This window comes from Mesorhizobium kowhaii, from assembly GCF_042431665.1.
Lineage (GTDB): Bacteria > Pseudomonadota > Alphaproteobacteria > Rhizobiales > Rhizobiaceae > Mesorhizobium > Mesorhizobium kowhaii.
In genome coordinates, this window is sequence record NZ_JBHLYT010000061.1 from 1 (window position 1) to 13,560 (window position 13,560).

General features: G+C 60.5%; 12 protein-coding genes and 1 pseudogene. 3 read left to right on the forward strand and 10 right to left on the reverse strand.

Going from position 1 to position 13,560, the window contains the following annotated elements:
• Positions 1-186 precede the first annotated feature (186 nt).
• Positions 187-1,011, forward strand: coding sequence for an IS5 family transposase (locus ACFFNA_RS33200; RefSeq protein ID WP_378924035.1), 825 nt, complete (start codon positions 187-189; stop codon positions 1,009-1,011).
• Between the two features lie 216 nt (positions 1,012-1,227).
• Here ACFFNA_RS33200 and ubiM read toward each other — a convergent pair whose 3' ends face one another.
• The 6 genes and pseudogenes from ubiM to ACFFNA_RS33230 all read right to left on the reverse strand — a co-directional run bounded on the left by ubiM (position 1,228) and on the right by ACFFNA_RS33230 (position 7,792).
• Entirely contained in the window at positions 1,228-2,409 is a 1,182-nt protein-coding gene (gene ubiM / locus ACFFNA_RS33205) for a 5-demethoxyubiquinol-8 5-hydroxylase UbiM (RefSeq protein WP_378924037.1), read from the reverse strand.
• Between the two features lie 106 nt (positions 2,410-2,515).
• Entirely contained in the window at positions 2,516-3,265 is a 750-nt protein-coding gene (locus ACFFNA_RS33210; RefSeq protein WP_378924039.1) for a DsbA family protein, read from the reverse strand.
• Between the two features lie 229 nt (positions 3,266-3,494).
• Positions 3,495-3,722 (reverse strand): annotated as a pseudogene (locus ACFFNA_RS33215) (cation:dicarboxylate symporter family transporter); the annotation flags it as partial.
• Positions 3,723-4,534: 812 nt separating this feature from the next.
• Complete coding sequence (locus ACFFNA_RS33220) at positions 4,535-5,668, reverse strand: M24 family metallopeptidase (protein ID WP_378924041.1); 1,134 nt, start codon at positions 5,666-5,668, stop codon at positions 4,535-4,537.
• A 27-nt stretch (positions 5,669-5,695) separates the two neighbouring features.
• The gene (locus ACFFNA_RS33225) at positions 5,696-6,031 is read right to left on the reverse strand and encodes a hypothetical protein (protein ID WP_378924043.1); all 336 of its coding nucleotides are present in this window, start codon (positions 6,029-6,031) and stop codon (positions 5,696-5,698) included.
• A 267-nt stretch (positions 6,032-6,298) separates the two neighbouring features.
• Positions 6,299-7,792 (reverse strand): efflux transporter outer membrane subunit, encoded by a 1,494-nt coding sequence (locus ACFFNA_RS33230; RefSeq protein ID WP_378924045.1) that lies wholly within the window; start codon positions 7,790-7,792, stop codon positions 6,299-6,301.
• A gap of 139 nt (positions 7,793-7,931) precedes the next feature.
• Here ACFFNA_RS33230 and ACFFNA_RS33235 point away from each other — a divergent pair, with 139 nt between their 5' ends.
• Entirely contained in the window at positions 7,932-8,351 is a 420-nt protein-coding gene (locus ACFFNA_RS33235; RefSeq protein WP_378924047.1) for a hypothetical protein, read from the forward strand.
• A gap of 554 nt (positions 8,352-8,905) precedes the next feature.
• Here the strand turns inward: ACFFNA_RS33235 and queE are convergent.
• Genes queE through queC form a run of 3 tightly spaced genes read right to left on the reverse strand, consistent with a single transcriptional unit; the run spans position 8,906 to position 10,685 of the window.
• Positions 8,906-9,643 carry a 7-carboxy-7-deazaguanine synthase QueE gene (gene queE / locus ACFFNA_RS33240; RefSeq protein WP_378924048.1) on the reverse strand — a complete coding sequence of 246 codons (738 nt, stop codon included), beginning with the start codon at positions 9,641-9,643 and terminating at the stop codon, positions 8,906-8,908.
• Positions 9,631-9,987, reverse strand: coding sequence for a 6-carboxytetrahydropterin synthase QueD (gene queD / locus ACFFNA_RS33245; RefSeq protein ID WP_378924049.1), 357 nt, complete (start codon positions 9,985-9,987; stop codon positions 9,631-9,633). The genes queE and queD overlap by 13 nt, the downstream gene beginning before the upstream one ends.
• Positions 9,987-10,685: a 7-cyano-7-deazaguanine synthase QueC gene (queC, locus tag ACFFNA_RS33250; protein ID WP_095090499.1), complete on the reverse strand. Its 699-nt coding sequence runs from the start codon at positions 10,683-10,685 to the stop codon at positions 9,987-9,989. The genes queD and queC overlap by 1 nt, the downstream gene beginning before the upstream one ends.
• A gap of 846 nt (positions 10,686-11,531) precedes the next feature.
• Between queC and ACFFNA_RS33255 the strand changes: the two genes are divergently transcribed.
• Positions 11,532-11,783: a DUF6074 family protein gene (locus tag ACFFNA_RS33255; protein WP_378924052.1), complete on the forward strand. Its 252-nt coding sequence runs from the start codon at positions 11,532-11,534 to the stop codon at positions 11,781-11,783.
• 702 nt (positions 11,784-12,485) lie between these two features.
• Here ACFFNA_RS33255 and ACFFNA_RS33260 read toward each other — a convergent pair.
• Positions 12,486-13,460, reverse strand: a complete 975-nt coding sequence (locus tag ACFFNA_RS33260; RefSeq protein WP_378924054.1) for a hypothetical protein — start codon at positions 13,458-13,460, stop codon at positions 12,486-12,488.
• Positions 13,461-13,560 lie beyond the last annotated feature (100 nt).

The following is a 13,560-nucleotide window of genomic DNA, read 5'->3' on the forward strand; positions in this document are numbered from 1 at the left end:
CCTGATGAAGACCTGCACCAAGCTCGGCGTCTCCTTCTTCGCCTACCTCGGCGACCGCCTTGGTATCCCCACACAAACCGCCGTTCTGCCGCTTCCCGATCTCGCCAGCCAAGCCGCTCCAGCCTGATCGCCCGGAAATCTGCCCCGGTTACTCTGTCGGATTGCTGAGATTCGACGGAGATCATGATGCCCTGGACCGAAACCACTCGCCCTCACTATGAACGGCGCTGCCCGCGCTACGCAAGCGACCTGACGGACGCGGAGTGGGCGCTGATCGAGCCGCTGATGCCGGCGCCGAACCGGATCGGCCGGCCCCGCAAGACGGACCTGCGCGAGGTTGTGAACGCGCTGCTTTACATGGCGTCGTCGGGCGGAGCATGGCGGCTTCTGCCGAAGGACTTCCCACCGTTCTCGACGGTGCAGAAATACTTCTGGCGCTGGCGGGACGAAGGATTGCTGCGCGCCATCAACAATGAACTCGTCATGGCGGCGCGCGAACGGGAAGGCCGGGAAGCGAGCCCGTCCGCCGGCGTCATCGACAGTCAGTCGGTCAAGACCACCGAAAGCGGCGGAATACGAGGCTTCGACGCCGGCAAGAAGATCATGGGCCGCAAGCGGCACATCGTCGTCGACACGCTGGGCCTGCTGGTCGGCGTCGTCGTTCACGCCGCCGACATTCAAGACCGCGACGGCGCGCCGGCCGTCCTGAAATCCATACTCAAGCGCTGGCCGTGGCTGCGCCATGTCTTCGCCGACGGCGGCTATGCAGGGCCGAAACTGCGGGGTGTCCTGCAAAAGATCGGCAAGTTCACGATGGAGATCATCAAGCGATCGGACAGCGCCAAAGGCTTCGAGATTCTGCCACGCCGATGGGTCGTTGAGCGGACCTTCGCATGGCTGGGTAGGTGCCGTAGGCTGGCCAAGGACTTCGAGCGATCCATCGAATCCGCACAGGCCTGGGTCCTCATCGCAAACATCCGCATGCTTACCCGACGGCTCGCAAGGGCCTGAAAACACGGCGGTCATTCCGATTCAGACACTCAGAGATTTCCGCCGTTTATCCGGCAGAACGGGACTGTCGAGCCTTCATCCTTTCTTGGTCGTGGTTTGGCCAGCGAAACGACCCTCGTAACCGCGAACCGGGGTACCAAGGGTCTGCTCGAAAATGAGCGCTCACTGGCAGCCATCACCGGCAGTTGCGAACGCTTTACGAATTTCGGTGTGATCTTACCGCGTGAGCATGGCGGAAATGCCATGGCGGACGAAGGGGAGATATTGGGCAAAGCGAAGCCCGACATGTCTTGCAACCCGTGCCGCTGGGTGCTCGCCTGAGTATAGTCCGATAAGGATATTCGTGGCATGATAGAGCGGTGCCGCCGATAGGCGCAGGCAGCTTTCGTATTTGTGAAGCAAATCGGGATCACCAATGTCGCGACGGTCGCGACATGCCGTCAGGATTCCATTTGAGAGTTGCTTCTGCCCGCTGATGCCGATGTTGAAGCCATGCGCGGTCACCGGGTGCATGCCGATTGCGGCATCGCCAACAAGTGCGGCGCTTGGAGCGCAGAACTTGTGCGCCCACGTCGTGACCAGCGCATAGCTGTGGCGGGTGCTTGCCAGGCTCATTTTTCCGAGGCGCCCTCGACACCGGTCCGTCAATTCCTTCAGGAACAAATCGTCGTCGAAAGCAATCAGTTTGTCGGCCTGGTTTGAGGGCAAGGTGAGAAGCAGCGACGACACGCCTTGGGTGAGCGGCAACATCGCTATCGTCTGATGGTGATCGAACCATTCGACTGCGATCTGGTGATGGAGGCGCTCGTGCCTCACCCGGCAAATCAGCATCGATTTGCCGAGCTGGTTGATATCGGCGCCGATGCCGAGCAGGTCGCGCGTGGCGGACAAACGCGAATCCGCGGCAACGAGAAGCCGAGCGGCCAATTGCCTGCCGTCAGAGAGCGTTATGACCGCACCTTCGTGGCTGTTTGTTGCATGGACGACCGCGTGGCCGCACAGCAGCTGGGCATGATCCTGCAAGCGAATGATCTTGAACAGGGCGTCGCGGATCCGACAATTTGGCACCAGAATCCCGAGCGGCTCGCGAGATCGGATGGGCGAATCGAAGCGCAGCGTGAAGGGGCTCGAACCATTGAGCACGCGCGCGCCTTGAAGGGGTGATTTGTCCGAAGCGGGGATGGCATCCCAGGCGCCGAGCTCGCGAAGGATTGCAATCGAAGCGTTGGTCAGCGCGATCTCGCGACCGTCGAAAGCCGGATTGGCCAGCCTTTCCAGGGGCTGCTGTTCGACGACGGCCACCTTGAGTTGGCTCCGGGCAAGCGATGCGGCGAAGGAAAGTCCGACCGGCCCGGCTCCGATGACAACGATGTCAAATGTCTCGTGGGAGCCAGCCATCAGCATGCCGCCATCGCGTCGGCCGTCCCGGCGAGATGCTGCCTGGGGAGAGCCGCAAGCGCGGCTCGATTGAGCTGCTTTTCCAATGCCCGCCCCAGCCATTTGGTCAAAATGCCAAGTCTGCGGATGTGGTAGGCTGAGCCTTGGCCGTCGCGCGCGTATCTGCAATGGCGCGTTGCAGTCTGACAAGGTCGACCACCCCGGGGATCACTTCGTCGCCGACCACCAACGCCGGCGTGCCGGTGATATGCAGACCGCTGGCGAGCGCGCGATTGCGCGCGATGGCGTCTGCGATCGCCGGATCCTCCATGTCCCGCTTGAGCTGCTCAACGTCTAGGCCCACACGGCCTGCGATGGTCAAGGTGGTTCTTTTGTTGACCACGCCGGGAAAATTCATAAGGGCGAGGTGGAACGCCTCATACTTTCGCTGTTGGCGGGAGGCGAGCGCCGCCCCCGCGGCGAATTCGGAATTCGATCCCAGGACCGGGAACTCCTTGAACACAAGCTTCACATTGGCATCGTCCCTGATGGCTTGCTGGATATTGAGGCCTGCCGCCCGGCAAGGCAGACAGTTGTAGTCGAAGAAAGAGACCAGAGCGACATCGGCTTCGGGATTGCCGGCGATTGGCGAAGCGAGGTCGTTGAGGAGTGCGTCGCGCCGCTTGAGAATGAGGATGCGCAGCTCCGCTGCGAGCTGGCGATGGTCTCCCAGCAGGCTCAGGTCATCTGGATATTGCTTTAGCGCCGCCAGCGCCGAAAGAAGCAGCGCGACCAGAATAGCGATCGCGGCGACGAGGGTGGTACTTTGCTTAAACATGAGGCGGGCTCCAATCAGCGGTGAACGGTCGGGCAGCAACGGCTGGCCTTTTGGCGCAAAGCGGTCATCGCTTTGGATCGGCGGCCGAGGGGGTCGCGCAGCACGGGGAGCTACTGGAACCCGTAGCCATCGAGCCGGTGCCATCTGGCGGTGCGTCCATGACGGCTTCGTGCCAACGAGCCGACCCCAATATCTGGGAAGCGTTCGCGCGAGCTGGCCAGACGCAAGTGCCGTTCGCCACGCCGGCCGACCTTCTGGAGATCGTTCCCTTCTGGAGATCGTTCATAGCGGCGATGCCGGTCGAATTGTCAGAAAGATGACAGGCGCGATGACCATCTTGACGAACTTGATGAAGGCATCGTCCAGCCGCTTCATGCTCTCGCAGACCTGGCGGATAGAAGCAAACATGGGTGATGCCATGGGCGATGGCGGCAAGCACCTGCGCGTAAAGCCGGGCGTAGCAAAGCTTGCGGGGCGCGGGACGTGGGCTGCGAATTGGCCGGTTTCAAGATAGTTGTCTCCCTGCGCGGATCGAGGTGGGTTCCTCCCTTTGGGGGGCTTCTCCCATCACGGCGTTCCGGTCGAACGCCGCACCAACGACGTTGCAAGTTTCGTGCCGACTAGCGGCCGCGCGAAACGCGCGGGATCTCTCATAGCGATCCTGGGCACATTTGTGCACTCGCCGCTGGCGCCTGCCCAGCACCGAAAGGCCGACTGCGGGATTGAGCTTCGCGGAGCGGCTGGAAGGCCGTCGACGCGACGTCTTTGCCTTAAGGGCTGCGATCGGCGTGGTCGATATCGTGGTACGGCTATGCCCCGGGGCCCGTAGCCCGGCGGTCTGATCATACCGGGTGATCGAATATCGAACGCCGCGGTTGGCACCGATTGTCTCTGCAGCCACCCTATGGTCGGGTGCTGAGCAGGCGGCGGGGTCGACCACCGCGTTACGACATAGCGCAAGTGCGCACCTGGCGCGCAATCGTTGCACTGGCCACACCGCCCGGACGGCTACGTCGGATGCGCAGTCGGTGCCGGTGCGGACTTCGGAATGAACAGCGAGGCGATCCTGCGATCGACCGGGTGCGGCCTTGACCTCAGACACATCGCCCGATGGCTGCAAGTCTCAAACCTCGCCGCCATTCAATCCCTTGACGGTTTGGGCAAGGCGAGCATCAGCAATACCGTGGATGGGGTTGGCGGCTTGCCCGTTGACAAGTTGAACATAACCACGCTGCGCCCAGTGTCGTGCTTGCAGCGAACCCATCAGGGGGCGTTTGTCGCCCTCCGGCTGACTGACAACGGGTCCGCTCAAACAAGAGTCATCGAATCCAGGTCAGATGGGAAATCGGTCAGCTTCCGATAGCCGTCCGCAGTGATCAGAACTGTATCGGAATGGCGGTAGCCACCTTGGCCGTGCCAGTAGATGCCCGGTTCGACACTGATCAACATGTTCTCCTGCAGGATGTCGTCGCTCCCCTCGGCGAGCCACGGTCCTTCGTGTCCGGCCATGCCGATACCGTGACCGGTCCGGTGCAGCAGATTTCCGCCGAATCCTTCAGAACGCAGGAACGACTTGACCTTGTGATCGACTTCGTGGCCGCTGACACCGGGCCGAAGCATGTCATATGCGATGTTGCGGGCCGCGAGCATCGTCGCGAAGACCGCGGCTTGGTCGCCCGAGGTGCGGTGCAGGAAGAAGGTGCGCTCGGTCTCCGCCGAATAGCCGTTCACCCGCAGAAACGACAAGCCGACATTGGGACCTTCGCCGAATATGTCCGCCGGTTCGGGAAAGCGATGCGGCTGGGCGCTGAAGGGTGCAGCCCAGACACCGAGCCAGATCGAGCTGGTGTGCTGGTCGAATTTTCCTTCGCCCTCGACGATGGCATTGCGAAGCTCCGGGATGCGGTCATACCCGCCTTGGATGGAGGTGCCGATACGCGCTGCATCCATCACCATCCGCAGGCCGAGGTCACAAAAGCGCGCGGCCCGTTCGATCCGACTGATCTCGTAGGGCGACTTGACCAGTCGCAAGCGCTCCACCAGTGGCTCCACCATCGGGAAAAAGTGCTCAAGTGCTCGCATGAGTTCGGCAGGCATGGACGGCTCCACTGCGATCACATCATGCTCCCCGATCACCTGGGCAAGCGCGTCGAGAAATGTTTCGCCTTTGGGCGCCGGGTACTCGGTGTATTCCAAGATGCGATGCAGCAGCGGGATCGCCGCGACGTTCTCGGCCTCCAGCCGCGGTGTCACAAAGACGAGATCGCCCTCGGGGCGTACGACGAGGAAAAACGGGCGCTCGAATGGCTGATAGCGGAAGCCGGTCAGATAAAAGATGCTGTCTGTAGAGGTTATCAGCGCAGCATCCAGCTCCTTGTTCTCGATCAAGCGTCTTAATTTATTAAGCCGCAGTTCGTATTCGTCCAGTATTCCTGTCTCCATGACAAGCCGTCTCCTTGTTGTTCCAGGTTAATCGGCCCCGCCGAACACGACATCGAAATTCATCCAACCCGCGGCAGCACATTTCGAAAAAGCCGAGGCACTAAGTCGTTGCACAGTCACGAACGGAGTGAAGTGAGCACAGTTGGCGCGGTTACGACCTGCGGCTGTCGCCGATGAACGCCAGTCCCTGTCGATCTTGAGGCGATCCATGTCAGAGACGCGGAGGCTGGCCAGCTGTTGACGTCCCGCCTTGCCGAACAAGTCAACCGGCGGCACGGTCTGCTCCGGGTAACGGTCGAACGCCGCTGCGATCCCGTCTTCATCATAGTGCACAACCGGACGTGAACAGCAGCTGGCGGACATGGAAACGTTCCCTTTTGCGGCATGATGTGGTGGAAGCGCGCCACCTGCTGAGCTGCACCGAAACCGCGTCGTCGCGGATAATTGCCGGGGCGGCGGTGACTGCGACCGCGTTGGAAGGTCGATCGCAGGATCCAGGACGGCCGGCGCGTCGATGCGCTTTTCGTAGAAGCGCCGGACCGAATCCGATGCAAGGTCGACGATGTGGGAAGATCTCATTGCCTTGAGACCCTGCGAAACGGAACATGTGAAGTTCGGCTTGCGCGTTTGTCATTGGGTTGCCTTCGACGCCGGCTGTGGCCTGGTTTTGGCGTCGACGCCCTCCGGCTTGGCGCTGTCGATGGCCCCGTCCCAGCTGCCGCCGAGCGCCTTGTTGAGCGCGATGTAGTCGATGGCGATCGAGACGCGACTTTGCAGGAGAGTGTCCTCGGCCGTATCGAGCGAGCGCTCCGCGTCCAGCACGTCGAGCAGGCTCGCCGCACCGGATTGGTAGAGTATCCGCACCTGGCGTGCGGCATCGCGGGCCGATTTCGCCGACGAGGCAAGCTTTCCGTTCCTGATGCGCTCCTGTGTCAGCGAGACGCTGGCGTTTTCCACATCTTGGAGCGCCGTCAGCACGGATGCCTTGTAGGCGATGAAATGTTGGTCGCGCTCGGCCTTGGCGACGTCGACGGCGGCCTGCAGCTTTCCGGCGTTGAACAGCGGCACGCTGAGCTTCGGCCCAAAAGAGAAGCCGATGGTGGAGTTCTTGCCGAGGTCGCCAAGCTCGAGGGCCGACGTGTCGATATTTCCAGTCAGGTTGACGCTTGGATAGCGCGCTGCCTCGGCCTGGCCGATCCTGGCGGTGTACTGAGCATATTGCCGCTCCGCCATGCGTATGTCGGGGCGGGCGAGCAGGATGTCGGCGGGAATGCCGGTCGGCACCGGTAGGTGTGGTGCCGGGATGGGCGCGCCGCGCTTCAGCCTGTCGTTCAGCGCGTCCGGCGACCGTCCGGTGACCACGGCAAGACGGTCCACCGTCTCCGCATAGCTAGCCTCCAGCGTCGGCACCTCGGCCTCCGTGCTGCTTGCCTGTGCCTTGGCTTTTGCCACGTCGGCCGCTGTCACCAGGCCGGCCTTGGCCCTTGTGCGGGTGATGGCGACGGTCTGCTCTTGGGAGGCGACTGAGCGGCGCGCGAGTTGAATGCGCGCCTGATAGCCGCGCGCCTGAGCGTAGTTGGCGGCGACATCGCCGATCAGGGTCAGCAGCCTGGAGCGTAGTTCTTCCTCGGCGGCGTCCAGTCCATAGCGGGCCGCCTCGACGCTCCGGTGGTTGGCGCCGAACAGATCCAGCTCCCATGTGGCGTCGAAACCGGACCGGAACGCGCCAGAGGAATCGCCGCCAGATCCCGACGTGATCGCGGCAGTCGTGCCGCGGTTGGCCGATAGGGAGCCGTCGGCGGACGGGAACAAGGTCGCTGCGCTCTGGCGATAACTCGCGTGAGCCTCGCGTATCTTGGCTCTGGCGGAGGCGACCTCGAGATTGCCGGCAACCGCTTCCTCGACAAGCGCGTTCAGCTCGGGGTCGCGCAGCCGCTGCCACCATTTCGACAATTGAGCCGGTAAGGCGGTCATTGTTGGGTTTTGGCCGCTCCAGTGTGCCGGCGTGGGCAAAATTGGCGTCCGATAATCCGGGCCGACGATACATCCCGCCAGCAGGACAACGGTGGAAATAGGCACGATGAGCCGCCCCGCGGCAATCGAGCCGCGTTCGAAACCTTGCATATAAAAAGCCCTTATTGCTCATTGACTGTCGCTGGCGTCTTGCCCGTGTTCCTGTCTGGCCGCCTTGCCATTGAAAAGTTGCGCCGCACCCGAACAGCGGCACACTGCGATCTCGCCCACCCTGACAGGTGATAATGACATGGTGGGTTTTGTCTTTCCTTATTGGGTTCTTCCAATCAAAATAATGCCGCTGGAAGACAGAAGATGTGACGGTCCTGTGACCATCATCAGCTCGGCAATTGGTCCTTCCTCCGGCGGGCGCGACCTGTCTCATGCCACCTCCTTCTTTGGTTTTCGTCGAGCAATTTCAAACTCGGCATCGTCGACAGGGCACTTCCTGGGGCCGTGCGATGAAAGCCCGCAAGAAGCGCGCCAGCTGCAGGAGGCGTCGACAGATCGCACGCGTTCAAATAATCGCACGGTTCAAATAATTGTGTTGCGTCAACCTTTTGGTGGGGCGCAGGGCCGTCTCGAGTTCTGTCAATTGCGGATGGCGAGACAATTGCGGCGCTCACGCCATCGGGCGCCAACCAACATGCAGTCTTTCCAGGTTCGATAGCAGAATGTTTTCGACGGCGGCGCTGCGTTCATGCTTGCCGTCATGAGCATGGTGGCGTTTGGTGCCGTTGAACATTGCCATGGCCGCCCCATTTTTGCAGAACTTGACGCACACAACCCTCAAGCCGCAATCCTTAAGGAGCCTCAACGCAAATGGGCACCGCTGCCGCGTCAGCCTCCATACGTCCGAGGCGTAGCCGCAAGCCTTGAGCGCCCCTGTGGTGGGCTTCCACTGCTAGACGCCTTCGCTCGGCCGCGGCTGAACAGGGTCCAAATGGACGTCCATTTTGCCGTCGGTCTCCATGCAGACACCTCCCTCCAAAGCGGAGGCTTCTTCGCATGATCAGCCCAGGCTGGGCAGGAGGGAATCGGGTGCGCGCTTGCCGACCAGCAGGGCCGACACTCGTCGATATCGCCAGCAGTCCGAATCGAGGAAAGGTCATCGTTGCGGCGTGGTCAGCCCTTGGCGCTGATACCCGAAACAACAGCACCGTCAAATGTGGGCCAACGCGAACCTAAGACCCGCAGGCGCAGTTCCAGTGAAAGGCGGGCAGGCTAGACGCCTCTCTTGTTACCCCAGAGCATAACGTGCAACTGCGGCAGCACGCGGGCTTCGAACCACCTGTCGCGGGTCACGCTTTCAACCAGCCACTCCATGCGTTTCGTTATTCCGTCAAGGTCGACAGCGGAGTCTGCATTTCCGGGGCGCGGCGGCGTGTGATTGCCGGGTTGCAGATAGATCGGCAATCGTGGAAATCTCGCGGCGGCGTCCTTCGCGTAGGCGTAGTCGCTTTCGTCGAACACAACGAGCTTGAGCACGACTTGCGGCTTCTCGTTTGCCGCCTGGACGCATGCCTCGATAGCGGCCCAATCGGTCGTCATTTCGCTTGACGGCGGCTTTGGGCTCAGAACCAGTACGTCAAGCTCGGCAAACCAGTCCCTGACCACCGAACCTTGGGTTTCCAGCGCAAAACGGTATCCTTCCCGGTGGCCCCGTTCGATAAGCGCACCGAGCGGCTGGATGGCCGGATTGCCGCCCGACAGCGACACCATAACCGGGCGGCCACCGGAAAGCCCAACCACGCTTTGCCAGACTGCGTCAACGGACATCATTTCCCATTCATGGCGGTATTGATTGTCCACCGCATGCAGGCTGTCGCACCAGGAACAGCGATAGTCACACCCGCCGGTTCTGACGAAGACCGTAGGCAAACCGATGAGCACGCCTTCGCCCTGGATCGTCGGCCCGAAAATCTCACTGACGCGGATTGCGGGATGCGTCATGGCCGCCATTCCGCCCATATTTTCGGTGTTTCGCTCACCCGCACGGCCGAAGTTTCCGGCAGGCGTGCCTTGCACCATTCATAAAAATGTCTTGCCAGGTATTCCGCCGTGACTTGCTCATGTCCCAGCACATCGTTGAGATGTCGGTGGTCGAAACTCTGGTCGATATAGCGTTTGAGCGGTGCCAAATCGTGATAGTCGCGTACGAACCCGTGCTCGTTCAGTTCCTTCGCCGAAAGCTCTACTTCGACGATGTAATTATGTCCGTGCAGGCGCGCGCACTGGTGGTCGGGAGGCAAGGAGGTCAGCTGATGCGAGGCTGAGAAGTGGAATTCCTTGGTGATGCGGAACATTACACGTTCCTCCTATGCAGCGCCTCGAGCCAGAAGTCGGCATCCTCGTAGTTGGTAGGGTCAGGGTGCTGCGCGAGATGGAACGCTTCGCGTCGCTCGACGCAGGTCCCGCACCGCCCGCAGTGTCGCTCACCGCCCTTGTAGCAAGACCAGGTCTCCGCAAATTGCGTGCCGTATCGTGCTCCATCCTCAACGATGTCCGCCTTGGTGAGATTCACGTAAGGCGCATGAAGGCGAATGTTCGCGTAGCCGTCGAGGGCGCGGTCTTGCATCATCTGGAAGGCATCAATGAAGGCCGGACGGCAATCTGGATAGATGAAATGATCCCCACCATGCACGGCCGTCGCCACCGCTTCGGCCCCCTGCGCGGCCGCGAATCCAAAGGCGGTAGCTAACATGATGGCGTTCCGGTTCGGCACCACCGTGACCTTCATCCTGTCTTCGGCGTAGTGCCCGTCCGGCACGTCCACACTATCGGTCAGGGCGGAGCCGGAAAGGCCGCGGCCGATTTCGCGGATATCGATGATCCGATGCAGCACGTTTAGTCGCTCCGCGCAAAGGGCGGCGAAGCCCAATTCCTTCCTGTGCCGTTGGCCATAATCGAAAGATAGCAGGCTGGCGAGTTGGTGCTCCGCTGCCACCTTGTGAGCAAGCGAAACGGAATCCAATCCGCCGGAGCAGATGACGAGAGTCTTCATCGTTGGGTTCCTTGTTTTGACCGGGTAGGCTGCGACCGGAGTTTTATGTGGGTCCCCAGTACTCCAGGGATTCCATTTTGTGAATGAGGCGACGAGTTGCATGCGCCGACGTGTCGCTGTGCGCCATCGGGCGGAGCTGAACCTGCAAGAAGGCGCGGATCGTTTTTTGATCAAACGGCCGACCTCGCGCCATCTCTGCGACTACTGGCAGGGCAAAGGCCGCCACCTTATCTGAGGAGGCGATTGAGACTTTTCAGCGCCTACAGCTTGCGTTCGAGAGCATCGACTCTATTGGTGAAAATTTGCCCTCAATGCGGCCAAGAGATCCATCTATTGAAGTCTGAAGGTCGGCAAACCGCCGCCGAAATTGATCGTGAGTTCGAGATCATCGCGCAGCTCATTGTCGACGTTTTCGGCAATGAGCGGCACCTTCATAGACTTCTCCAACAAAACAGGGACGCGTGATACAATTGGGAGATTTCCTCCCGACCTGGCGCTCCCAACAAATTAAATTGAACGGCTCGATTTCGGCCGGATCGGCCTCGTCCACCGACTGGCCCAGCTTACCGCGGCAGCCAGGATGGAATATGGCGGTTCACTTGGGTTCTGATCAAGTCCAAGAGCCTGCTCGCCGATAGCGCTTCTTGTCCTATTCCCTGCTGCTCATCATCACTGATGGACTTCCTGGACGGAAGTCGAACTCGCGAAAGCGGTCGCATCCATCGGGGGGACACCCAACCAAGCCCTGGTCAATTTATTGCAGGGCCCCCATAAAAGAAAGCGCTGTTAACCAAATTTTTCAACGCGCCAATTCTTATTCGCCAAACTGAAGGGGTGAGGTGATCGATGTGTGATTCAAACATAAGCGTGTTCCCGCTGCATCGTCGGCGGAAATTGGTCGAAGGGATCGCCCGGGTCTTGGAATCCAAAAACGGGAAGGATGCGAATACGTTCTGGCGCAGCACCGTCACGACAATTCTCGTTCAACTGTCAGAATCGGGAATTGCACCCAGGCTCGCCGAACAAGAGGTTCGAACGCTTCTTCATGCCGTCATAGGCGATATAGCGACCCGGAATGCTGCGAAGTTTGCCCAATAGAACGCCAACAGATCATCGGTCGCCACCCCCCTTTGTATGGACGTGGTGAGAGCATGGAAGAGGCCGCCCCTATAGGAACGATCGATGCTTCAAATTCGTTGGAGATCGGAATTTGAACGCATCGACAGTCGGGGCGAATAACAGAACTCTATGCGGGCCATTGTGGATCTCGCCGGATACATCCGTCCCGGCTGCGGCCTGGATGAATAGCAAGGGCTAGGAGAAGGGTGTTCTGGAGCATAATCCCCTAACCGGCTTTACAAGCAAATCGGCAAACCTCTTCATCCCGTGTCCATTGAGTTCGTCCAGGCGAGCAGCGAGGATCTAACGCGATTTCCTCGCAGTAGCGCCCTCGGATGCGCGGCGCCGTGCTGCGCCGCTGTCAATTCCTATGATGCGAAGTTTTCCGCTGAGATGAAAGATTGCTTCCGTAACGGACCAGGCTGACCAAACGCACGCTCGAAGTAAAGCACTCGAGCCATGTCGATCTGACAGCTGCGGGAGGCCTATCGGGCCGTGTTGCCGAAAGCGCGGCACGGCAACCGATTCGCACACGCGATCGAGAGGCGTTTGCCTGTCGCCAGGCGGCCCCTCTGGCGACAGCTCGAAACCGACCTGCACAAAACGCTTTGGGCCAATCATCCGGAGATGGCGCCATTGCCCTTATCTCAGTTGGGAAGGTTGTTTCGGGAATTTTCGAAATCAGCGAATGACCGGCTCGCCATGGAAGCGTCGCCGCGAGGGCGGGGACACGCCGAAACCGACTTCCATCATCAAGCGTGGCCTACGCGCCGGCACAGTGCCCATATGGAAGCCGAACGGATCCTCAACGAAACCGAGACCGGCTTCGCCGGTCAGTGTAATGGGGCTCTGCTGGCCGTAGACGTCCAGAACCTCTTGGGCCGGATGGTCGACGAGAAGCGTCAGCTGGTGCTTGAAGGTCCGGCGGTTATGGCTGCCGCGGACATAGACGTGCGGGCCGGTGCCTTCGTCGACTGGCACCAGATAGAAGAAGAACTTCAGCATCCGCCAGTCATCGACATCGAAGTGGTATTTGCCGAGCGAAGCGAGGTTCTTGTCGGCGTCGGAGGCCTGTTCGGTGGGGAAGCTCCACCAGACGCGCGTGGTAATCAGTTTCGCCTGGCCTCCGAGATAGTGCGCAGCGACATCCATGAGCAGCGGATCGCTCTGTATGGCGAGTGCGGCCTTACAACCGAGAATGCGCTCGAAATAGTGGCCGCTGAGCAACGGACGGCCGAGCCGGGCCTCAGCTTCCGCATGCTCCATCGGCATGAATTCGAGACGGCGATCGAAATTGCCAAAGCAAGGCGTGCACCGGGCGAAGGCGGCGATCTCCTGGTGGATAAATGGCGGCAGGACGAGCCCGGAAAAGAGCCCCTGCGACCGCAGCGCGTTGACGACGTCCTGTCGATTTACACCCATGAACATCGTGGCCAGGGCTTTCTGTGACTCTTGAACAGGCTTTGCACCACGCCAGTGCATTCTGCGCGCCGGCATGGTGCGGGCGAGTACGAACATCGGCAGCCATGCAGGGTTCTCGCGAATATCCGACAAATAAGTCGGAATGCGCACGGCAATGCGATGCAGCATGCTGCCGTTTCGCGCGACGGCCTCAAGGCTTGCAGGGCTGGATTTGTCAGGGCTTGTACAGGTCATCAGGATCCTCATGCACTTTCAACGAAGCGAGGCTCTCACCGCTTCGTCATTATTATCCAAACCCCGATTCCCGCACCGAAAGGACGCTGACCACGCGTCA